The sequence below is a fragment of the Amycolatopsis thermalba genome (assembly GCF_023376025.1).
Lineage (GTDB): Bacteria > Actinomycetota > Actinomycetes > Mycobacteriales > Pseudonocardiaceae > Amycolatopsis_E > Amycolatopsis_E thermalba.
The window spans coordinates 6,076,767-6,098,092 of sequence record NZ_CP091196.1 but is presented as its reverse complement, the minus strand read 5'-3'; the positions used below and the strand labels follow the sequence as shown (position 1 = coordinate 6,098,092).

General features: G+C 71.2%; 20 protein-coding genes and 1 pseudogene. 10 read left to right on the top strand and 11 right to left on the bottom strand.

Annotated features, from left to right (window positions below):
* Nucleotides 1-5: 5 nt before the first annotated feature.
* Nucleotides 6-1,607: an ABC transporter substrate-binding protein gene (locus L1857_RS29560; RefSeq protein ID WP_116111727.1), complete on the bottom strand. Its 1,602-nt coding sequence runs from the start codon at nt 1,605-1,607 to the stop codon at nt 6-8.
* A gap of 158 nt (nt 1,608-1,765) precedes the next feature.
* Here L1857_RS29560 and L1857_RS29555 point away from each other — a divergent pair, with 158 nt between their 5' ends.
* On the top strand, nt 1,766-2,479 hold the full coding sequence (locus L1857_RS29555) for a FadR/GntR family transcriptional regulator (protein WP_116111746.1): 714 nt from the start codon (nt 1,766-1,768) through the stop codon (nt 2,477-2,479).
* Nucleotides 2,480-2,740: 261 nt separating this feature from the next.
* Here L1857_RS29555 and L1857_RS29550 read toward each other — a convergent pair whose 3' ends face one another.
* The gene (locus L1857_RS29550; RefSeq protein WP_116111728.1) at nt 2,741-3,403 is read right to left on the bottom strand and encodes a TetR/AcrR family transcriptional regulator; all 663 of its coding nucleotides are present in this window, start codon (nt 3,401-3,403) and stop codon (nt 2,741-2,743) included.
* A gap of 96 nt (nt 3,404-3,499) precedes the next feature.
* On the opposite strand from L1857_RS29550, the gene L1857_RS29545 reads away from it, so the two are divergent.
* From L1857_RS29545 to L1857_RS29535, 3 genes are read left to right on the top strand one after another with little or no spacing between them, the layout of a single operon-like run.
* Complete coding sequence (locus tag L1857_RS29545) at nt 3,500-3,985, top strand: 2Fe-2S iron-sulfur cluster-binding protein (protein ID WP_116111729.1); 486 nt, start codon at nt 3,500-3,502, stop codon at nt 3,983-3,985.
* Complete coding sequence (locus L1857_RS29540; protein ID WP_116111730.1) at nt 3,982-4,974, top strand: FAD binding domain-containing protein; 993 nt, start codon at nt 3,982-3,984, stop codon at nt 4,972-4,974. The genes L1857_RS29545 and L1857_RS29540 overlap by 4 nt, the downstream gene beginning before the upstream one ends.
* Nucleotides 4,971-7,136 (top strand): xanthine dehydrogenase family protein molybdopterin-binding subunit, encoded by a 2,166-nt coding sequence (locus L1857_RS29535; protein ID WP_116111731.1) that lies wholly within the window; start codon nt 4,971-4,973, stop codon nt 7,134-7,136. The genes L1857_RS29540 and L1857_RS29535 overlap by 4 nt, the downstream gene beginning before the upstream one ends.
* Before the next feature lie 48 nt (nt 7,137-7,184).
* Here the strand turns inward: L1857_RS29535 and L1857_RS29530 are convergent, their stop codons facing one another.
* Nucleotides 7,185-7,799 carry an RICIN domain-containing protein gene (locus tag L1857_RS29530; RefSeq protein WP_094004132.1) on the bottom strand — a complete coding sequence of 205 codons (615 nt, stop codon included), beginning with the start codon at nt 7,797-7,799 and terminating at the stop codon, nt 7,185-7,187.
* A 187-nt stretch (nt 7,800-7,986) separates the two neighbouring features.
* Here L1857_RS29530 and L1857_RS29525 point away from each other — a divergent pair, with 187 nt between their 5' ends.
* On the top strand, nt 7,987-8,937 hold the full coding sequence (locus L1857_RS29525; RefSeq protein WP_116111732.1) for an ArsR/SmtB family transcription factor: 951 nt from the start codon (nt 7,987-7,989) through the stop codon (nt 8,935-8,937).
* 268 nt (nt 8,938-9,205) lie between these two features.
* On the opposite strand, the gene L1857_RS29520 is transcribed toward L1857_RS29525, so the two are convergent.
* From L1857_RS29520 to L1857_RS29495, 6 genes are all read right to left on the bottom strand, one after another.
* A complete protein-coding gene (locus tag L1857_RS29520) occupies nt 9,206-10,804 on the bottom strand; it encodes a solute symporter family protein (RefSeq protein ID WP_116111733.1) in 1,599 nt (532 codons plus the stop codon).
* The gene (locus L1857_RS29515) at nt 10,801-11,136 is read right to left on the bottom strand and encodes a DUF485 domain-containing protein (protein WP_094004135.1); all 336 of its coding nucleotides are present in this window, start codon (nt 11,134-11,136) and stop codon (nt 10,801-10,803) included. Before L1857_RS29515 ends, L1857_RS29520 begins: the two co-directional genes overlap by 4 nt.
* 77 nt (nt 11,137-11,213) lie before the next feature.
* Nucleotides 11,214-12,953 carry a sodium/solute symporter gene (locus L1857_RS29510; RefSeq protein ID WP_094004136.1) on the bottom strand — a complete coding sequence of 580 codons (1,740 nt, stop codon included), beginning with the start codon at nt 12,951-12,953 and terminating at the stop codon, nt 11,214-11,216.
* The gene (locus L1857_RS29505) at nt 12,953-13,297 is read right to left on the bottom strand and encodes a hypothetical protein (protein WP_094004137.1); all 345 of its coding nucleotides are present in this window, start codon (nt 13,295-13,297) and stop codon (nt 12,953-12,955) included. Before L1857_RS29505 ends, L1857_RS29510 begins: the two co-directional genes overlap by 1 nt.
* Nucleotides 13,297-14,061, bottom strand: coding sequence for a LytR/AlgR family response regulator transcription factor (locus tag L1857_RS29500; RefSeq protein ID WP_094004138.1), 765 nt, complete (start codon nt 14,059-14,061; stop codon nt 13,297-13,299). Before L1857_RS29500 ends, L1857_RS29505 begins: the two co-directional genes overlap by 1 nt.
* Nucleotides 14,058-15,125: a sensor histidine kinase gene (locus L1857_RS29495; RefSeq protein WP_094004139.1), complete on the bottom strand. Its 1,068-nt coding sequence runs from the start codon at nt 15,123-15,125 to the stop codon at nt 14,058-14,060. Before L1857_RS29495 ends, L1857_RS29500 begins: the two co-directional genes overlap by 4 nt.
* A 163-nt stretch (nt 15,126-15,288) precedes the next feature.
* On the opposite strand from L1857_RS29495, the gene L1857_RS29490 reads away from it, so the two are divergent.
* From L1857_RS29490 to L1857_RS29480, 3 genes are all read left to right on the top strand, one after another.
* Complete coding sequence (locus L1857_RS29490) at nt 15,289-16,341, top strand: hypothetical protein (RefSeq protein WP_094004140.1); 1,053 nt, start codon at nt 15,289-15,291, stop codon at nt 16,339-16,341.
* Nucleotides 16,322-16,873: a TetR/AcrR family transcriptional regulator gene (locus L1857_RS29485; protein WP_094004141.1), complete on the top strand. Its 552-nt coding sequence runs from the start codon at nt 16,322-16,324 to the stop codon at nt 16,871-16,873. The genes L1857_RS29490 and L1857_RS29485 overlap by 20 nt, the downstream gene beginning before the upstream one ends.
* A gap of 149 nt (nt 16,874-17,022) precedes the next feature.
* A complete protein-coding gene (locus tag L1857_RS29480; RefSeq protein ID WP_158224396.1) occupies nt 17,023-17,880 on the top strand; it encodes an SAM-dependent methyltransferase in 858 nt (285 codons plus the stop codon).
* A 28-nt stretch (nt 17,881-17,908) separates the two neighbouring features.
* Here the strand turns inward: L1857_RS29480 and L1857_RS35815 are convergent.
* Both L1857_RS35815 and L1857_RS29475 read right to left on the bottom strand, forming a co-directional pair.
* A pseudogene (locus tag L1857_RS35815) lies at nt 17,909-18,328 on the bottom strand (IS982 family transposase); the annotation flags it as partial.
* Between the two features lie 71 nt (nt 18,329-18,399).
* Complete coding sequence (locus tag L1857_RS29475) at nt 18,400-19,563, bottom strand: hypothetical protein (RefSeq protein ID WP_094004143.1); 1,164 nt, start codon at nt 19,561-19,563, stop codon at nt 18,400-18,402.
* 275 nt (nt 19,564-19,838) lie between these two features.
* Here L1857_RS29475 and L1857_RS29470 point away from each other — a divergent pair, with 275 nt between their 5' ends.
* Together L1857_RS29470 and L1857_RS29465 are read left to right on the top strand one after the other, a co-directional pair.
* On the top strand, nt 19,839-20,525 hold the full coding sequence (locus tag L1857_RS29470; RefSeq protein ID WP_094004144.1) for a histidine phosphatase family protein: 687 nt from the start codon (nt 19,839-19,841) through the stop codon (nt 20,523-20,525).
* Nucleotides 20,522-21,298: an SAM-dependent methyltransferase gene (locus tag L1857_RS29465; RefSeq protein ID WP_158224397.1), complete on the top strand. Its 777-nt coding sequence runs from the start codon at nt 20,522-20,524 to the stop codon at nt 21,296-21,298. The genes L1857_RS29470 and L1857_RS29465 overlap by 4 nt, the downstream gene beginning before the upstream one ends.
* Nucleotides 21,299-21,326 lie beyond the last annotated feature (28 nt).

Sequence of the window (21,326 nt, the reverse complement as noted above, 5' to 3'; positions counted from 1 at the left end):
CCCGCTCAGGCCGGCTTGGCCTGGTTGAGGTAGATGCCCGGGTAGCCCTGCGCCCGCACCCCGGTGATCTTCTGCGCGTTCCACGCGGTGCCGAGCTGGGTGAACACCACGGGGTAGATGACCGCCTGGTCGGAGATCATGTCGAGCAGCTGCTTGGTGAGCTGGTTGCGGCGGGTCTCGTCGTTCTCCCCGGCGGCCTGGTTCTGCAAGTCCAGCAGGGCCTGCGACTCCGGGCCGGTCCAGCGGGCGTAGGTGGTCATCAGCACCGACGTCTTGTCGTAGTAGTAGCGCGTCAGCAGGTCCGGGTCGTTGCCGAACTGCAGCGGGTTGTTCGTGGTGGCGACGACCTCGAAGTCCTTGCCGCTGTCCAGTTTGGAGAACAGCGCCTTGGTGTCCTGCGAGTCCAGCGTGGTGGTCACGCCGATCGCGTCCCAGCCCTCCTTGATGACCTTGACGCAGTCGGTGACCAGCGAGGTGTTCGTGGTGGACAGGGTGATCGCCAGGTTCGTGACCCCGGCCTGCCGCAGCAGTTGCCTGGCCTTGTCCGGGTTGTAGGTGAAGTCGTTGGCCGCGGGCTGGGAGGCGGGCAGCTTCGGGTTGATGAACGAGGTCGCCGCGGTTCCCGCGCCCTGCAGGCCGATCTGGATCATCTTCTGCTTGTCGATGGCGTAGTGCAGGGCCTGCCGCACGAGTTTGTCGTCGAACGGAGCGTGGGCGGTGTTGAACATCAGGAACAGGTTGTTGCCGCCGTCGGCGAACTCGACCGTGCGGCCGGACCTGCGCAGCTGGTCGGCGTTGGCGGGCGGGATGTTGTCCACGATCTGCGCTTCCGGATTGGCCCCGGAGATGGCCGCGACGCGCGGCGCGGCGTCCACGATCGACTTCCACAGCATGGACTGGTAGGCCGCCGGGCGCGGGCCGTTGTACTCGGCGAACTTCTCGAAGCGGGTGTAGGACAGCGGGGCCTGCTCGACGACCTTGTACGGGCCGGAGCCGACGACCTTGCCGCCCGCGGCGTCCTTCCACTTGCCCTCGAAGACGTGCTTGGGGCAGATCTTGGCGGTCTGGATGCGCTTGAGGGCGTACGGGAACGGGTGCTTGAGCACGAACTCCACGGAGTTCTCGCCGGTCTTGCGCACCTCGGCCAGCCAGTCCGCGAAGAAGCTGTGGACCAGCACCTTCTCGTTGGGGTCCAGCACGCGGGCGTAGGTGAAGACGACGTCGTCGGCGGTCACCGGGGTGCCGTCGTGCCACTTGGCGCCGTCGCGCAGCTCGAACTCCAGGCTGGTGCCGGTGAGGTCGGACGGCAGCGCCTTGGCCAGGCCGGGGAACGGGTCGCGGGTGATCGGGTCGCCCTCGACCAGCGATTCGTAGCAGTGCAGGTTGGCGGCCATCGAAAACGCCGACGCGGTCTGCAGCGGGTCCCAGGTCTGGTTGTTGCCGTAGCCGATGACCGCGGTGAGCGTGCCGGTGGAGCTGCCGGTGCTGTTGGTGGATGCCGGTCCGCCACAGGCCCCCAGGGTGACCGAGAAGGCCGCGGCCGTGCCGGCCAGTCCGGTGTACCGCAGGAAATCGCGGCGGCTGAGACCGGACAAGCTGTGCGACATGACGTCTCCTGACTTGTGCGTCGTTGATCAGGCCGGAGCAGGAAGTAGGACGTAGGACGTCCATCGACCGGGTGAGAGTAAACAGCGGCGCGACCCGTGGTCAAGGGGTCTGACGTAGGATGTCCGGAAATTCGGCGGTCAGAGGCGGGGAGTTGGACGTGGCACGCCCTCAGCTCGGCGACGAGATCAGCAAACGGATCATCGACCTGATCATCGAGCGGGACCTCCCGCCCGGCTCGCCCATGCCCACCGAACTGGACCTGATGGCCGACATCGGGGTGAGCCGCAATTCCATCCGGGAGGCCATCCGCGCGCTGCGGGCGCTGGGGATCGTCGAGGTGCGGCACGGGTACGGCACGTTCGTCGGGTCCGCCGGGTCCGAGGCGCTGCGCACGTGGCTGCTGTTCCGCACCCGCACCCCGGGCGCCGGCACCACGGGCCGGCTGCGGGACCTGCTCGAGGTGCGGGAGATGCTGGAGACCGAGCTGACCCGCCGGGTGGCCCGGCGGCACCGGCCGGAGCTGATCTCCGCGCTGCGCGAGTGCGTGACGCGGATGCGGAGCAAGGGACCGGACAGCGCGGCCGCCGACCGCGAGTTCCACGACCTGATCTGCGCGGAGGCGGGGTTCGATCTCGCTCGTGAGCTGACGCGGTTGTTCTGGGACGTGTACCGGGCGGCGGAGTCCGAGCTGGGTGGGCCGGCGGGGTCGGCGGTTTCGACGGCGAAGCGGCATCAGGCGATCGTGGATGCCCTGGTGGCTGGGGATGCGGATGCTGCCGAGGAGGCTGTGCATCGGCACTTCGATGAGGTGCGGAAGCGTGCGAAGGCTGGCAAGTACGGGGGGTTTGGGGCTGCTGCTCCGGGTTTGTAGGGGGCGCTACGCGGGTTTCTTGCGCTACGCGTGTATTTACTGCGCCGGCTTCGCTTCGCTACGCCCGGATTGCCCCTCCCGAACCCGATCTTTCAGTGTTCGGTTGCCGAGAAGCGGCGTCAAGGCTGGAAAGAGTACCTTGACCCCGCTGCTCGGCAACCGATGTGGCTGGGGATCGGGTTGCGGGAGAGGGGTGGCTCGTGGGGGTGTTGGCTTGCGTTGCCGGGTGGCGGTTTTGTGGTTGGTGGGGGCGATCTTTTTTTAGTCGTGGGGTGGGCGCAGTGTTGGTAGGCCTGCGGCCAGTGCGCGCAGCATGCGTTTTGCCGTGGGGGCGAACTTGATGCACAGCGCGGCGATCACCGGGTCCTCCGCGTAGAGCTTCGCCATCACCGGTGGTGGGTTCGCGGCCGGGTACAGCAGCGCGGCGAACCCGGCCGCCGCGGCGACCAGTTCGCGTGCCTCCTCCTCGGTCAGGTCCGGGCGGGCCCGTGCGACGGCCGACGCCACCTTCGCCAGCGCCTCCGCCGTCCGGAGCTTGAAGGCGCGCGCCGCCTCGACTGTGACGTTGTGCTCCAGCGTCGTCGAGCTGTGGGAGAGCAGGTCGCAGAACAGGGGGCGCTCTTCGAGTGTGTCGACCAGGGCGTCGAACACCGCATCGGGTGAGGACGCCTCGCCGATGCGTGCCAGGACAGCCGTCTCCCAGGCGTCGAACTCCTGGCGCGCGAGCTCCAGGTAGATCTCCTCACGGGTGGTGAAGTACCGCGCCAGGTTCGACTTCGCGAGCCCGACCGCGGCCGCCACACCGCCCAGGCTCACGTTCCGCACACCCGACGTGAGCGCGAGCTCCCGCGCCGCCGCGAGGATCGCCTCGCGTCGCTGCTGCTTGTGCTCCGGGCGCCGCGCGCGGAGGAACTCTTTCGACATCGCCGGATCAGTCTACGACCCCCGATTAGAGAACGCCGTCCTCTTGTTAAGAGGACGGCGTCCTGCTAGCTTCGGAACAAACCGGGAGGAGCCGACATGGTCGAGGTGTCACTGCGGGTCAACGGGTCCGCGCAACGGCTGGACGTCCAGCCCCAGGTGAGCCTGCTCGACGCGCTGCGCGAGGAGCTGGGCCTGACGGGCACGAAGAAGGGCTGCGACCAGGGCGCGTGCGGGGCGTGCACGGTGCTGGCCGACGGTGACCGCATCAACTCCTGCCTCGCCCTGGTGGTGCAGTACGACGGTCGGGAGATCACCACGGTCGAGGGCCTCGGCCACCCGCTGCAGGCGGCGTTCGTCCGCGCGGACGGCCTGCAGTGCGGCTACTGCACGCCGGGCCAGTTGTGCTCCGCGGTGGGCATGCTCGCCGAGCACAAGGAGGGCGCGCCGAGCGCGGTCACCGAGCACCTGACCACCTCCCCCGAGCTGAGCGACGAGGAGATCCGCGAGCGCATGAGCGGCAACCTGTGCCGCTGCGGCGCCTACAACGGCATCGTCGAGGCGATCCGGGAGGTCGCGGAATGAGATCGTTCACCTACGTCAGCGCCCCGGACGTGCCGTCCGCGCTCGCGGCCGTCGCCGGGGGCGACGCGAAGTTCCTGGGCGGCGGCACGAACCTCGTCGATCTGATGCGGGAGGGCATCGAGCGGCCGGGCACCGTGGTCGACGTCAGCCGGTTGCCACTGACCGGCGTCGAGGAACTGCCCGGCGGCGGTGTCCGCATCGGCGCGCTCGTGCGGAACAGCCGCCTCGCCGCGCACCCGGTGATCCGGGCCCGGTACCCGGTGCTGGCCCACGCGATCCTGCACGGCGCGTCGGCCCAGCTGCGGAACATGGCGACCGCCGGCGGCAACCTGATGCAGCGCACCCGCTGCCTGTACTTCTACGACGACGCCGCGCCGTGCAACAAGCGCACCCCGGGCAGCGGATGCGGCGCGCTCGACGGGTTCGCCCGCGCCGGCGCCGTCCTGGGCGTGAGCGACTCCTGCATCGCCACCCACCCGTCCGACCTGGCCGTCGCGCTGGTGATGCTGGACGCCGTCGTCGAGGTCGAGAGCACTCGCGGGACCCGGCGGATCCCGATCGGTGACTTCCACCGCACACCCGGCGACACCCCGCACCTGGACACCACTGTGGCGCCCGACGAGCTGATCACCGCCGTCGAGCTGCCGCCGGTGCCGGTGGCCGCGAACTCCCGGTACCGCAAGGTCCGCGACCGCGCCTCCTACGCCTTCGCCCTCGTCTCGGTCGCCGCCGCGTTGCGCGTCGAGGGCGGGGAGATCGCCGAGGCGCGGGTGGCGCTGGGCGGTGTCGCCACGAAACCGTGGCGCGCGGCCGAGACCGAACGCCTGCTGATCGGCGAGCCGGCGACCGACGAGACCTTCCGGCGAGCCGCCGAAGCGGAACTCGCGCCCGCGGTGACCCGCGAGGCCAACGCGTTCAAGGTCGGCCTGGCCACCCGCACGATCGTGGCGACCCTGCGTCAGCTGGCGACCGGCGGAGGTGCGGCATGAGCGTGATCGGCGCCCCGCTGGACCGCCGCGACGGCCCGGCCAAGACCACCGGAGCGGCCCGGTTCGCGGCCGAGCACCTCCGCCCCGGCCTCACCCACGCCGCGCTCGTGCACGCCACGATCAGCCGCGGCCGCGTCACCCGCCTCGACACCACGGCGGCCGGCGCCGTACCCGGCGTGATCGCGGTGCTGACCCACCACGACGCGCCCCCGCTGAAGCCGGCGCCGAAGGTGAACCCGCTCAACCTCAGCACGCTCGCCTCCGGCACCTCGGTGAACTACCTGCAGACCGACGAGGTGCACTTCGACGGGCAGCCGATCGCCGTCGTGGTCGCGGAAACCTCGGCCGCGGCGAAGGAAGCGGCGTCGCTGGTGCGGGCCGAGTACGCTCCTTCACCATCCACAGTGGACTTCGCCGCGGCGGCGCCGCACGCGAAGAAGCAGCCGAACAACCCGGTCTCCCCGGGCGAGGCGAAGAAGGGCGACGCGGAGAAGGCGTTCGCCGCGTCGCCGGTGACCGTGGACCACCGGTACACCACGCCGCCGCACCACCACAACGCGATCGAACCGCACGCGACCATCGCGGAGTGGGACGGCGACCGGCTGACCGTGCACGACGCGACCCAGTCCATCGACTGGTGCCGCACGCACCTCGCGATCCGCTTCGGCGTTCCCGTCGGCAACGTCCGGGTGATCGCGCCGTTCGTCGGCGGCGGTTTCGGCGGCAAGGGCATGGTCTGGCCGGGCACGATCCTCGCCGCGCTGGCCGCCCGCGCGACCGGACGGCCGGTGCGGCTCGCGCTGACCCGGGAAGGCGTGTACCGCACGGTCGGCGGCCGGACGCCGTCGATCCAGCGCGTCGCGCTCGGCGCGGACCAAGACGGCAGGCTGACCGCGCTGATCCACACGAGCGTGAGCCGGACCGGACGCGTCGGCGGCATGCCCGAGCAGGTCACCTCGCAGTCGCGGCACCTCTACGCCGCGGAGCACATCCTGGTCCAGGCGAGCACGGTCGAGCTGGACCTGGTGCCGAACACGGCGATGCGGGCGCCCGGCGAGTCGATCGGCACGTTCGCCGTCGAGTCGGCGATCGACGAACTGGCCGTCGAGCTGGACGTGGACCCGATCGAGCTGCGCCTGCGCAACGAGCCGGAGCGCAACCCGCTGGACGGCAAGGAGTTCACGCACCGCAGGCTGCGCGAGGCCTACGAGCTGGGCGCGCGGCGGTTCGGCTGGCGGGACCGGACCCCGGAGCCGGGCTCGATGCGCGACGGCCGGTGGCTCGTCGGCATGGGCGTGGCCACCGCCTACCACCCGGCGTGGCTCTTCCCCGCCAACGTCACGGTGCGGCTCTCGGCCGACGGCACGGTGCTGCTGCGCTGCGGCTTCCAGGAGATGGGCATGGGCGCGGCGACCGCCCAGGCGCAGATCACCGCGAACGCGCTCGGGGTGCCGGTGGACGCGGTGCGCGTGGAGTACGGCGACTCGGCGTTGCCGATGGCGTCCACCGCGGGCGGTTCGACGCAGACCGCGAGCGTGGCGGCCAGTGTGGTCGAAGCGGCGGAGAAGCTGAAGCGGCGGCTGCGGACGAGGTCCGGGGACGACCTGGTGGCGGCCGTGCGCCGGGCGGGGGTGCCGCACGTGGAGGTGTCCGTCGGCTCGGACACCCGGCTCGGCCGGATCGCCGGGCAGGCCCGGTTCATGGGCCGGTTCCTGCGTGACCGGCGGCTGGTGCGGGCCGCGTCCGGGGCGCAGTTCTGCGAGGTGCGGGTGGACCCGGACACCGGTGAGGTGCGGATCTCGCGCTGGCTCGGGGTGTTCGACATCGGCACGGTGGTCAACGCGAAGACCGCGGCGAGCCAGCTGCGCGGCGGGATCGTGATGGGCATCGGGATGGCGTTGTCCGAGGAGACGCTGGTCGACCCGCGCACCGGGCGGATCATGAACCCCAGCCTCGCCGAGTACCACGTTCCCGTGCACGCCGACATCCCGCGCATCGACGTGGCCATGCTGGACGACCCGGATCCGACGATGCCGCTGGGCGTCGTCGGCGCGGGTGAGGTCGGCATCACCGGGGTCGCCGCGGCGGTCGCGAACGCGGTCCGCCACGCGACCGGGCGGCGGGTGCGCGACCTGCCGATCACGCTGGACAAGGTGCTCTGACCCGGTGAGTGCCGGGCGCCGGTGCGGCGCCCGGCACTCGTCAGGCCGTCAGAACCACCACTGGTTCTTCGCGCCCGCCACGTACTGCCACAGCTGCACGACGGTGCCGTTGCGGTTGCTGGTGTTCAGGTCCGCGTCGAGGTACCGGCCGCTGTGCACGTTCTGCAGCCGCAGGTAGCCCTCGGGGATCTCGCTGACCGCGAACCACTGGTTCTTCGCGCCCGGGACGTAGTCCCACAGCTGGACGACGGTGCCGTTGCGGTTGATCGTGTTCAGGTCGGCGTCGAGGTACCGGCCGCTGTAGGCGTTCTGGAGCCGGTAGTAGCCCTCGGGGATCTGCCGGATGTACCAGCCCTGCTGGGCCGCGTACTCGTCGCAGGCCCACAGCTGCACCTTGGTGCCGTTGCGGTTGATGGTGTTGAGGTCGGCGTCGAGGCAGCGCGTCGGGTCCGAGGCCGGGCCGAGCAGGTAGGCCTGCTCGTCGGCCATCGTGGTGATGCCGCCCTTGACCTGGTTCGGGTGCGCCGGACGCAGCACCAGCCCGTCCAGCGACGTGACCGGCTCGCCGTTCTGCTGGGCGGCGCCCGCGCTGGGCGCGACGAACAGCGAAAGCAGGCCGGCCAGCAGCGCCGCGGCCGCGAACGGCCGCTTGAGTCTTCTCATGAATTCCCCATTCCGTGACGGGGCGCGGAATCCTCCGGCCGCACCCCGGAGACTGGATCTTCCCCACGCGGGCGCTCCGGCGTCGACCACATTTCCTGGCCGCTCAACAACGCTGTTCAGCGGTGTAACGGACCGGCATCGCGAACGATCTCCCCAGTGCTGACGTTCGTCGCGGAAAGGATCGCCGGTGCGCCTGGAGCTGAAGTCGCGCGATCTGACCCGCGTCGGGCTGTGCAACGTGGCCGATCCGTGCTGGGAGCTGGCGAGCAGCGTGCGGCTGCTGCGGGACGACGACGAGGTGGCGTTCGGCTGGTGGCGCCGCCGGGTCCGCGGGCGGCTGCCGGAGTCGTTCCCGGTGCTGCGGTGGCTCTACGGCTCGGGGGAGGTGCCGGAGTTCCTGCTGCCCGCAGGCGGTGACCTGGCGTCCGGGCTCGCCGCGGTGCTGGAGACGCCGCCGGACCGGGTGCGGACCGCGCTGGCGGGGCTGCCGGAGCCGCGCGGCCTGCCGCCGTGGGCCGCGGCGCTGCGGTCCGGCGCGGACGCCGCGTTGTCGCGGCTGGTGCAGGCGTTGCGGGAGTACTTCATGGCCGCGCTGGCGCCGCACTGGGACAGCGTGCGCGCCCGGGTCGAGGTGGACCGGCAGGCGCGCATCCAGGCGCTGGCCGACGGCGGGGTGGACGGGCTGCTGGCCACGCTGCGCCCGGTGCTGCGGTGGGAGCCGCCGTACCTGGTGACCGGTGTGGCGAGCCCGGGCGCACCACGGCGGACGGCCGGGGTGCTGCTGGTGCCCACGTACTTCGCGGTGCAGCCGTGGCTCGTGCCCGGTTCGGCCGGCCCGGTGCGCCTTGGATACCCCGCCCTGGCGGAGGACCCGCGCGTCCGCCGCGCCCCGCACGCCACCCCGCGGGCCCTCGCCGCGCTGCTGGGCCCAACCCGCGCGGCGGCGATGACCCTGGCGGCCGCGGGCTGCAGTACGTCGGACCTGGCGGCGCGCCTGGGCGTGACCCCATCCGCGGCGAGCAAGCACATGTCGGTGCTGCGCGCGGCGGGCCTGATAGCCAGCCACCGCAACCGCAACACGGTGCGTCATTCACTGACCCCGCTGGGAATCGCACTGGTGGACGGCGCGTCGGCGTGAGTTTCTGATCCGGAGTCGGCGGGGTTGCGCCGGGCTGCTGGGCCCGCACCGCGGCGGCGCGAGGGGCGCGTCAGGCCTGGTTTCGGTGGGCGTTGCGCCTCGGCGGGAGTGCGCCGGGGTGGCGCGAAGCCGGGTACCCCGGCGCCCGGCTCGTGGGTCGTGCGCCGCACCCGCCGGGCGGCGAGTCCGCCCGCGGGAACGGCCCCCGGCACAAACGAGCCCCCGGCACCAGGGCAGGGGTGCCGGGGGCTCGGGCGAGGCGCGGCCGCTAGTGCGCCGTCGCCTTCTCGGCGCCGGCGCCGGTCAGCGAGCGGACCTCCATCTCCGCGTGCTTGTGCTCGTCGTGCTCCTTCGACAGCAGCGTGCCGATGATGCCGAGCAGGAACGACGCCGGGATCGACACCAGGCCCGGGTTCTGCAGCGGGAACCAGTCGAAGTCGGCGTTGGGCAGCATCGACTTCGGCGTCCCGGACACGGCGGGCGAGAACACGATCAGCGTGATCGTGATCGCCAGGCCGCCGTAGATGCTCCACAGCGCACCCGAGGTGTTGAACCGCTTCCAGAACAGCGAGTACAGGATCGTCGGCAGGTTCGCCGACGCCGCCACCGCGAACGCCAGCGCCACCAGGAACGCGACGTTCTGGTTCTTCGCCAGGATGCCGCCGACGATCGCGACCGCGCCGATCACCACCGCGGTGATCCGGGCGACCCGCACCTCACCGTTCTTCGTGTCCACCTGGCCCTTCTTGATCACGTTGGCGTAGATGTCGTGCGCGAACGACGCCGACGCGGTGATCGTCAGGCCGGCCACCACGGCGAGGATCGTCGCGAACGCGACCGCGGCGATGAACCCGAGCAGCACCGGGCCGCCCAGCTCCAGCGCCAGCAGCGGGGCCGCCGCGTTCTCCGACCCCGGCGCCTTCCGGATCGCGTCCGCGCCGACGAGCGCGTTCGCGCCGTAGCCCAGCACCAGCGTGAACAGGTAGAACAGGCCGATCAGCGCGATCGCCCACACCACCGAGCGGCGTGCTTCCTTCGCGGTGGGCACGGTGTAGAACCGCATCAGCACGTGCGGCAGCCCGGCGGTGCCCAGCACCAGCGCCAAACCCAGCGACAGGAAGTCGATTTTGGACGTTTCGGTGGCGCCGTAGCGCGCACCCGGGTTCAGCACCGCTTCGTTGGACCGGTCGACCGCGCCCTGCAGCAGCGCCGACAGGTTGAGCCCGTACTTGGCCAGCACCCACACGGTCATCAGCGCGGCACCCGCGATCAGCAGGACCGCCTTGATGATCTGCACCCAGGTCGTGCCCTTCATGCCGCCGACCAGCACGTAGATGATCATCACGACGCCGACGACCGCGATGACCACCGACTGCCCGATCCCGCTGGACACGCCCAGCAGCAACGAAACCAGCACACCGGCGCCGGCCATCTGCGCCAGCAGGTAGAAGAAGCTCACCGCGAGCGTGGACGTCGCCGCCGCCGCGCGCACCGGCCGCTGCCGCATCCGGAACGCCAGCACGTCACCCATGGTGAACTTGCCGGTGTTCCGCAACAGCTCGGCGACCAGCAGCAGCGCGACCAGCCACGCCACCAGGAAGCCGATCGAGTACAGGAACCCGTCGTAGCCGTAGACCGCGATGGCACCGGCGATGCCGAGGAACGACGCGGCCGACAGGTAGTCACCGGCGATCGCGACGCCGTTCTGCGGACCGGTGAACGCCCGCCCGGCCGCGTAGTAGTCCGACGCGGTCTTCGTGTTCCGGCTCGCGCGCAGCACGATCACCAGGGTGACGACCACGAACAGGCCGAAGATGCTGATGTTGAGCGCGGGGCTGCTGCCCGCGACTCCCGCGGCGAGGGTCATCGCGCGCCTCCCTCGACTTCGTCACGGATGCGGTCGGCGATCGGGTCCAGCTTCCGGTTCGCGAAGCGGACGTACAGACCGGTGATCAGGAACGTGGACACGAACTGCAGCAATCCCAGCAGCAGCCCGACGTTGAAGTTGCCGACCAGCTTGATCGACATGAACCCGTGCGCGTAGTCGGCGAGCAGGACGTAGAGCAGGTACCAGCCCAGGAACAACGCGGTCATCGGGAAGACGAAGCCCCGCAGCCTTCGGCGCAACTGCGCGAATTCGGGGCTGGAGTGAACGCGCGTCCACTCCTCGTGGCCGAGATCGTGCTCAGTGGCCGCCACTGGAGACCTCCTTGTCGTGTGGTGGCGGACACGTTAGGAGGTCACCACGAGTGGTGCCGCGCCGTGACGACCAACCGTCAGCGGGCGCGACGAACGGTCGACGAGCGGTAGCGGAAACCGGTCGAACGGCGGCGCGGCGCGGCCTGCCGCGGCGGGTTCTCGTCCAGGTGCAGCCGCAACATGGCGGTGATCGCCCAGGCCGGCGGCCGTCCACGCAGGGACACCACCACCATGGTGCCGAAAGCCAGCGGAACCGACCAGGGCGCGGGCTGGGCGAGCAGGATCGCGAGCACGCCGTCCACCTCGGCCCCGGCCATCGTCGCGAGGATCGCGCCGGAGGAGGCGAGCAGCCCGGTGAGCACTCCGGCGATCGCGCCGCGCGCCGTCAGCCGCGGCCACCAGATCCCGAGGACGAGCAGCGGGCAGAACGTCGACGCCGCCACGGTGAACCCCCACGTGACGAGCACGCCCGCGTCCAGGTGCACGGCGAACAACGCGAGCAGCACCACCGCGGCCGCGGCGGCGACCACGGTGCCGCGCAGCCGGGCCAGCCCGCCCGGCGCGAGGTCGTGCGCGATCGCGCCGGACACCGCCAGCAGCAGGCCGAGCGAGGTGGCGAGGAACGCGGCGAACGCGCCCGCGGTGAGCAGCCCGGTGAACAGCGTGCCCGCCCAGCCGGTGTCGACCTGCAGCGGCAGCGCGACGACCGCGGTGTCGGTGGCGCCGGACAGGTACAGGTGCGGCACCAGGACCCGGCCGAGCACGCCGTAGACGCCGGGGAAGACGTAGAACGCGGACAGCAGGGCCACGGTCAGGGCGGCGGTGCGCCGGGCGGCCCGGCCGTCCGGACTGGTGTGGAAGCGCATGATCACGTGCGGCAGGCCCATGGTGCCCAGCACGATCGCGACCAGCACGGCGAGCGTGCCCAGCAGCGGGTGGCCTTCGTTGTTGAGGTTGAGCAGCGGCCGTTCCCACCCCGGGGCGCCCGGCGCGGCGACGCCCTGGACCCGGGGGACCGGTTGCCCGGCGAGGAAGACGAGTTCCTCCCCGGCGGCGAAGGTGTGCGGGCCGGTGGCGAGCGTGACCGGGGTGCCGTCGGGTTCCCTGGCCTGGATGGGCTCGGGGGCCTCCAGGGTGACGTCCACGCGGAAGACCACGTGGGTGTCCTGGCGCAGCTGGGTGAACTCGGCGGGGTGCAGGGCCTCGTCGCGGACGGCGGCGCCGGCGGTGATCGCCAGCCACAGCGCGGGCACGGCGAACAGCACGACCTTCAGCACGAACTGGAAGGCCTGCACGTAGGTCGCCGCACGCATCCCGCCGAGCGCGAGCGTGGTGGCGACGGCGGCCCCGGCGAGGACGACGCCGACCCAGTAGGGCGTGCCGCTGACCACGCTCAGCACCAGGCCGGAGGTGCGGAACTGGGGCACGAGGTAGAGCGCGCCGATGACGAGCACGACGACGGCGGCGAGCCGGCGCAGCGCGGGCGAGGCGAGGCGGGCTTCGGCGAAGTCGGGCACGGTGAGCGCGCCGGAGCGGCGCATCGGCGCGGCGACGAGGACGAGCATGGCGATGTACCCGGCGGTGAAGCCGACCGGATACCAGAGCGCGCCGACACCGTCCTTGACGACGAGCCCGGCGACGCCGAGGAACGAGGCCGCGGACAGGTATTCGCCGGACACGGCGGCCGAGTTGAGCAGCGGGGTGACCCGCCGGGAGGCGACGAGGAAGTCGGAGGTGGTGCGCATCGCGGCGACCCCGCGCAGCCCGATGAGCAGCGTGACGAGGACGACCGGGGCGACCGCGAAGAGGCCGACCATCAGCGCCTCTCGGCCCGTTCCGCGCGGCGGAGGTGCCAGTGTCCGAGCACGATGAGCAGCGGGTAGGGCCCGACCGCCAGGATCAGCCAGGAGACCGGCACCCCGCCGAGGCGCGTGTGGTCGAGCGCGGGCCAGAGCGCGAACAGGGCGGGCAGCCCGGCGAGGATCGCGAACAGCAGCAGGAGAGCGGCGACCGCGCGGCGGCGTTGCCGGCGGTAGTTCCGCAGGGCGCGCTCGGCGTCCGCGGCTTCGAGGCGGGGCAGCCGCCAACGCCCCCGCTGCCGCCGGCGCGCATGGGCGAGCCGGGTCTGCGGACTCATCACGGCGACGCGGCGGTTGGGCATCAACGCCCCCGCTGGTTCAGCTCGCTGCGCTGCGCTGCCCGCAACAGGCGTTCCCGCAGCTCACGGGCGTGCCGGCGGCTCACCGGGACGTCCCCGGCCGCCGTGTGCGCCAGCAGCCCGCCCACCGAATCACTCCGCAGCTCGCGCACCGCGTCCAGCGCCACCAGGAACCCGCGGTGCACCCGCACGAACCCGCTGCCCTCCCAGTACTCGGCGAGCCGCGAGATCGGCATCCGCACCACGTGCACCCCGCCGCCGGTGTGCAGCTTGACGTAGTCGCCGTGTGCCTCGACGAACAGCACCTCGCTGCGCCGCACGTACCGCGTCCGCCCGCGCGACTCCACCGGCAGCGCGGCCAGCGCGTCGGCCAGCTCGGGGGACCGAGCCGCGCCCGCGGGCAGCATCCGCAGCACCTTCCCCAGCGCGGCCGACAACCGTTCCGCGCGCACCGGTTTCAGCAGGTAGTCCACCGCGCCGATGCCGTACGCGGTCACCGCGTGGCCGTCGTGCGCGGTGACGAACACGATCACCGGCGGTTCGCTCAGCTTCGCCAGCAGCCCGGCCAGCTCCAGCCCGTCCAGGCCGGGCATCGAGATGTCCAGGAACACCGCGTCGAACCGCTCGTTCTGAATCATCCGCAGCGCGGTCAGCGCGTCACCGGCGCCGGTCACCTCCGCCACCTCGGGGGCCTCCCGCAGCAGCTGGCAGATGTCCTCGAGCGCGGGCGGGACGTCGTCCACCGCGAGCACGCGCAGCCCGGTCACGGCAGGATCACCCCGGGCTGGAACATCGGCACCCGCACCACGACCCGCGTGCCCGCGCCCGGCGCGGTCTCCACGACCAGGCCGTACCACGGGCCGTACACGGTGCGCAGGCGCCGGTCGACGTTGGCCAGCCCGACGCGCTCGCCGTCGCCGGAGAGCACCGCTTCGGCGTCCGCGGGGGGCATGCCGACGCCGTCGTCCTCCACGCTGATCACGCAGTCGTTCCCTTCCGCCTCGCCGCGCACCGACACCGTGCCGGGCCTGCCGAGCGGCTCGATCCCGTGCCGGATGGCATTCTCGACCAGCGGCTGCAGCACCAGGTAGGGCACCGGCACGGCGAGCACGTCCGGCGCGACGCGGATCTGTACGCGCAACCGGTCGCCGAGGACGGCCCGCTGCAGCGCGAGGTAGGTCTCGATGGCGTGGAACTCGTCCGCGAGCGCGGTGTACTCGCCGTGCTTGGCGAGACTGTGCCGGATGTAGTCGGCGAAGTCGAGCATCAGCTCGCGGGAGCGGTCCGGGTCGGAGCGCACCAGCGAGGCGATGACGGTGAGCGCGTTGTAGACGAAGTGCGGGGAGATCTCCGCGCGCAGCGCCCGCAGTTCCGACTGGGCGGCCCGTTCGGCGGAGGCCTCCAGCTTGCCCCGCTCCAGCGCGGCGGACACGAGTTTCGCGACCTCCTGCACGGCCCCGCGCGGCGCCTCGCCTTCGACGACGAGCACGCCGGCCAGCTCGTCGTCGACGTCGAGGGGCACCGCCCGCAGCGGCGCCTTCCCGCCTGGGGTCTCACTGTGCAGGACGGCGGAGACGAGTTCCCGGGCGGCGTCCTCGTCGGCGGGATGGCCGGCCCAGGTGATGGCGCCGGAGAGGTCGGCCAGGCCGGCGGCGGGCACGCCGAGCAGGGACCGGACGCCCTTGGCCGCCGCGCGGGTGCCCGGCCCGGTCAGCCCGTCGCTGAGGTGCCCGGCAATGCGCCGGGCGGCGGCGAGCACGTCGGCGGCGTCCGGCGCGCGCCGGGCACGCCACAGCGCACGCACCCCAGCCGACTCCTCCTCGGCGACCACCGAACCTCCCAACACCCACGACGAGTGCCGATCGATACTACGGGGCGAACCTGCCCCGTACGGGTGTTGGCGGGGGCGGCGGTCCTGGTATAGAAAGAGGTGAGCCCGTCCCCGCGATCATGGGGTGTGGCAGCCGTGACCCCTCGTCGAACGGGATCCTGCTGTGACATCGGGCTTCGTCCACTCCGTGCGCGACCTCGTCGCACTCGAGATCAGCCACGTCCGTCGCTACTACTGGTGGACCACACCATCCCTGCTGGACGACTGCGTCGAGCTGTGGACCTCGTCCGCGTGCCTGGCGTTCGGGGACGAGGTGGGCCACGTGGAGTACGCCGTCGTGGACCTCGCCGAGCGCACACTCGGGCAGATCGACGTCGCGTTGTTCAACGGTCTCGCCGACGCGGTGCGCGCCTTTCTGTCCGAGCACGTCGACCTCGCGACCGCCACGTTGACCGGCGCCCTGGACGCCCAGGTCACCGCCGGTCCGCCGCGCGCGGTGGTGGTGCGGGACCTGCGGGTGGAGCGGGACTGGCGCGAACTGGGGCCCGCCGTCCTCACCAGCGTCCTGTGGGACCTGCGCCGGATCGCCCGGTTCGCGCTCGTCGCCCCCGAGCAGCTGGGGCGTGTGCGCTGGCGGCCCGGGCAGCAGGAGCACGCGGGTCTGCGGCTCTGGGCCGGTCTGCACGTGGCCGACCTGCGGGACCAGCGGCTGCTCCGGCCGACGCAGGACGTGTTGCGCCACTACGAGAGCCCCGGGGTCTGCGGGGCGGTCACGACCCTGCCGGAGGAGGCGTTGCGCGAGCTGGCCGCCGTGCCCGGCGCGCGGCTCGTGCCGAGGATGGACGCCGAGTGCGTCCTCGAACCCGGTCACGGCGGCGCCGACCGGCGGCACTGCGCCCGGGTGCAGATCGCCGGCGACGAGCACCACTGGGTGCTGTGGGACGACCGCGGCCGGGACGTCGTGATCCGGCCGCAGTGCCTGATCCCGCCGCCGCGGCGGGGCGGCCCCGCGCTGCTGCAGGCGGTTCTCGACCCGGACGCCGAGCACCCGCCGCTCTGCGCGTTCCCCGCCGGGCACAGCGGGCGGCACCAGTTCGAGTTCGGCCCCCCGCGGCTCCGCCCGCGCATCGATTTCCGCACCCGCGGCGGTGCGGAGATCGAGGTCCGGTACAGCGAGAGCGGCATCGAGGTCCGGGATGTCGACGCCCGTCCGTGAGCGCGCGCCGATCACGCGTTCGGTGGTCGTCACGGCCGCACTGGACCTGACCCGGCGGCGGGGCCTGTCCGGCTGGACGATGCGCGACCTCGCGGCCGCGGTCGGCGCGCGGGCCAACGTGATCCGCTACCACGTGGGCAACCGGGCGGACGTGGAGGCGGCCGTCGTGGCGGAGGTGTGCGCCGCGATCAGCCTCCCCGACGGCGGCGCGTGGGCGGACTGGATCCGCCTGCTCGCCGCCCGGATGCGCGAGACGGTCGCCCGGTACCCGGGCGTCGGACGGGCGGTGGCCACCGGCAGCGGGCCGGCCGCGCCGCTGCTGGAGGCCGTGGTCGCGGAACTGGACCGGGCCGGCTTCGCCGCGGAGAGCGAGCTCGCCGCGCATGCGGTACTGGTAGAGACCTGCCTGTCCCGGGGCGATGGGCTGGAGTTCTTGATCGCCGGGCTGACGGCACGGCTGACCCGGCTACGAAGGGAGGTGAGCACCGGTGACCGCGCGAATCACCGAGGTTCCGGCCCGTGGCACGGCTGACCCGGCCGTCAGGAGCGGTCCCGTGTCGAGGTGGCGCGGGAAGCCGATTCTCTTCCGCCTGTTCGGCCGCCGATTTGACAGGTACAAGTTGATGTTCCACAACCAACGGGGGATCGGGGGAGCCGATGGCGACTGATCCGGACGGCGACGTGACCGAGATCGTCTACGGTCCTCGCCACACTGTGGACCGGGCGACCTGTGGCGGTGTCTACGACGTGCAGCTGGGGGGTAGCGGCCTCACCGAGCACGACCGGGAAGCGGCTCGCCGGATGCTGGCGGAATTTCCGCCGGAGCACCGCGACGTCCCGGAGAACGTCGCGCGGTTCAACCGCCAGTTCCTCGTCCGGTCCGTGCGGTACGCGTTGAAATCGGGTGTCCGCCAGTTCCTCGAACTGGGCTGTGGATTTCCCCGTTGGGGCAACGTGCACGAGGTCGCGCAGCCGGGCCAGCCCGACGCGCGGGTCGTCTACGTCGACTACGAACAGGCGCCGGTGCAGGAGTACCGGCGGTTGCTCGCGGGGAACGCGAACACCGCGGTGGTGCACGCCGACCTCCGTGAACCCGAGATGATCTTCGACGACAGAGCGGTGCGCGCCCAGCTGGATTTCAGTGAGCCGGTCTGGCTGGGCATGTTGTGCGTTCTGTCGTTCGTGCAACTTCGCGACGGTGAGGACCTCTACGACGTGGTGAGGCAGTACACCGACCGGTTGGCGCCCGGCAGCTGCTTCGCGCTTTCCCTGGGCTGCGGTGAAGATCTCCCCTCGGAAGCTCTCGCGCCTTTCATTGCGCTTTCGCAAGTGTACGAACGGGATATCGGCACTCCGTTCGTGTTGCGCAACGTGTCGCAGGTCGAGCGGTTCTTCGACGGGATGACACTGGTCACCCCGGTCACGTACCTCCCGGACTGCCTGCCCGAGCCGGGAAACCACGTCAGGCACACCGACTGGGCCAAGCGCACGATGCGCGGTGCTGTGGCTCGCGTGGATACCTGGACGAGTAGTGCGTAACTGTGTCATGGTCGTAGGCGGTTAGGGATCAGGTGACGGGTTGGCCGGTGGTGCGGTTGTGCCAGATCGCCGCGGTCAGGCTCAGGAGACGTTGGGCGATGCGGACGCCGACGCCCTCGGTGGTGGGCTCCCCGTGCCGTTCCAGGCCAACTGGCCGTTGAGTGTGTCGTTGACCGACTCGATGAGCTGTGCTTCACGGTGGGCAGAGAGTGTCCGCATTCGACCGGGGTAGAGCCAACGATCCAGGTGTTGCCGGTCCACAGGGCGGTGTCCGTCGCCAACCAGCGCATGACCTGCTCGATCGGTGGTAACGCATTGCGCGGACGACGTTTGTCGCCGGACTGGCCGGGCGGGCTCCGGAAGACACCAGTATCCGGGTAGGCAGGAACCGCAGCCACCGGGCGTCCGAGGTGAACCCCTGCAGCGCATGGGCCACGGCCAGGGTGACCTATTTGATCTTGAACACCGTTGGTCCGTCTTCGGCTACCACCTCGAATTACGCAATACTCGTCTAGCCCATCACGAGGGCTCGCTGATCCGGCACACGACGTAACGAACCTCGCCTCCGCTGGTGGGTGCGTCGCCGACGGCCAGGATCTCGAATTCGCGCCACACGTCCGCGGACAACGTGGCGAGGCGCAGCCGTTGCGGACCCACCGGGCGTTCCGGTGCTGCTCCGGCTTCCCTCAGGAGCTTGGTCAGGGCGGGTACGTCGAACGGGTGTACCAGTTTGCGCACGTGGTGGTCGGTCGGCACCGCGAGGTTCAACCCGTCGAAGTGCGAGTTCGCGGAGTCCAGCTCCTCCAGCATCCGATCCACGACGATCAGCGGATCGCGGGACGCTTCGAGAAAGGCCTGGGCCAGTGGTCGAGGTGTCGGAAAGGTCGCGTTCTTGCGCGCACCGACGTCCATGGTGACGATGCCGTGGAACCACCCCGGCATGCCGGCAGCCGCCCGGCCGGCCAGGCGAAGCGCGACCGGTTGACCGGTCACCCGGTGCTGGGCCTTGAAGCTGCAGAGGTGCAGACCACCGCCGCTGTCGTGCAGAAGCCGGTCCCGGAACTCCTGCACCGCGGGGCGCCACGAGTCCATCACCAGGTTGTTCAGGAAGTAGGTGCCGTCCCACCAGCGGCCGTGTGGAAAGCGCCGACGAACCGCGGGCTCCCTCGGCGTGCCCGGCTGGGATTCCTCCTCCGGTGGCGCCAAGCCGTACAGCTCGAACAGCTCGTCGGTCCATGCGATCGTGTTCTCGTGATCGGCTCCCGCTTCGGTGATCCGCCACTCCCAACTGCCCACGAGCGGGGGCGGCACCGTTGCCCAGTCCGTGGCGGCGTCGATGTAGCACCCCACAGCCGCAACCACCGTTCCGGTGATGGGTGAAGTGATAGGCAGGACGCGGACTTTCCACTCGCGGCCCGCGTAGATCACCCGGTCCGCTTCGACCCGGTTCCCCTCACGCACGGCCTGCTCCAGCCGGTACCTGAGTAGATGCTGGGCGAGGCGGTGGTCGAGTGCGTTCCGCGGTGCGACTCCGTGGTAGCTCGCCTGGCCCACGGCGAGGAGGAGTCCGACCTTGCGCCCGCGGTGCCTGTCGCGCTGAGGGTCGTCGGGCCGGGTGTCGACCAGTACCCAGTTTCCTTCCGCGGTCCCCGGCTGTCGCCGAGCGGCGTTCACGTTCTTCACCGACCTTCGTCCGGTCAGGTGCCGATCGATTCGGAACCTCGGACGAGAGGTTAACCAAATGTGAGGCGTGGTGAAAACTGATCCACCCAACCAGGCCTAGACGGGATGACGGACGGTATTTACCGTTTTGCTCGGCAGCGCCGTACGACGCGGCGTTGCCGAACACATTGTGCCCGTCCCGTTGCCATTCCGGGTGTGGCCGAAGCGGTATTGCCCTGCGCGTACGCCACGCAGGGCGGTTCGTCAAGGCTGCGGAATCCGGCGGGAGGGCCAGGATGGAGAGCACTGGTTTGGTTATCGCGCGCCATGGGGAGTCCCGGTGCGGCCGGGAGGGGATCGTCGGAGGCCCCCGCGGATGTACCGGACTGACCGAGCTGGGCCGGTGGCAAGCCGCCCGGCTGGCCGCTGCGCTCGCGCAGGAGCACGACGTCAAGCCGTTCGCCGCGCTGTACGCCACTTCGGTGCGGCGCGTCGCGGAGACCGCGGAAGTCGTCTCAGCGCGGCTCGGCCTCCCACTCACCGTCTCCGACGACCTGCGCGATCCCGACTACGGCGAGGCCGACGGCCGTCCTTGGCGGGAAGTGCTCTCCGAGGTCCGCGCGGGGCCCGAGGACGGGCTGGACATCGCCGTCGCGCCGGGAGCGGAGACGTGGAAGGACTATCTCGTCCGCGTCACCGCAGGGCTCACCCGGCTGCTCGATCGGCATCGGGGAGAGCGGATCCTCGTCATCGGGCATGGGGAAACCGTCACCACAGCGGCTCATCTCTTTCTCCGGTTGCCGCCAGAGGCACGGGTGCACGCCGGGTTCGAGGTCACTCCGACTGGCATCACCCGCTGGGAGCGGCAGCCCCTCGTCCCCGGGATCCGGGAGCGACACCATCGCTGGGTGCAGGTCACCCACAACGACACGGCCCACTTGGCCGCAGCCATCATGGCGAGCGAAGGAGCAGCCCCACCTTGACCTCGGACGCGCAGAGACCCAGTGCCCCCCGGCTCTACAGCCTCTACCTCGGCGGAAGGCACTACGGCGACGTGGAACAGGCATTCGCCGAGGAGACGGTCTACCCGTTGATTCCCTTCATCGTGGAGTGGGCGCAGCTCAGCCGCGAGTTCCTCAAACGGGCGGTCAGGTTCTGCCACGAGCAGGGGATCCGTCAGTTCCTCGATGTCGGCGCCGGCTACCCGACGCCTGGGGGCAATGTCCACGAACTCGCCTCCGGCGCACGCGTCGTGTACGTCGACAACGACCCGGACGTCGTCGACGCGCTGTCCGGCCTGACCAGCGGTTACGCGAAGGCTCAGGTGATTTCCGGTGACCTTCGTCGCCCGGCGGAGGTGCTCCGGCGGCTGGATGGGCCGCTGAACCTCGCGGAGCCCACCGCGTTGCTCATGAACGCGGTACTGCATTTCATCGACCAGCCCGCGTCACCGGTCCACGACTGGGTTGAGGCCTTGGCGCCGGGCAGCTACCTCGTCATCTCGCACGGAGTGGTCGACGACGCGTCGGCCAGTCCCGATGACCGCGCCGAACTGGTCCGGCGTTACACGCGGGATTCGGCCACGGTGATCCCGAGGACGGCCGGGCAGATATCGGAGTTCTTCCGGGGGCTCGAACTCGTTCCGCCGGGCCTGGTTCCGGCGGCCGATTGGCGGTCGAGCATCCCCCGCGCACTTCACGACCAGCGTGCTCGTCGAGGAAGCCTTGCCGGAGTCGGCTACAAGCCACTAAGGTGATCCGCCGAACGGTCCGGATCGTGAGGCG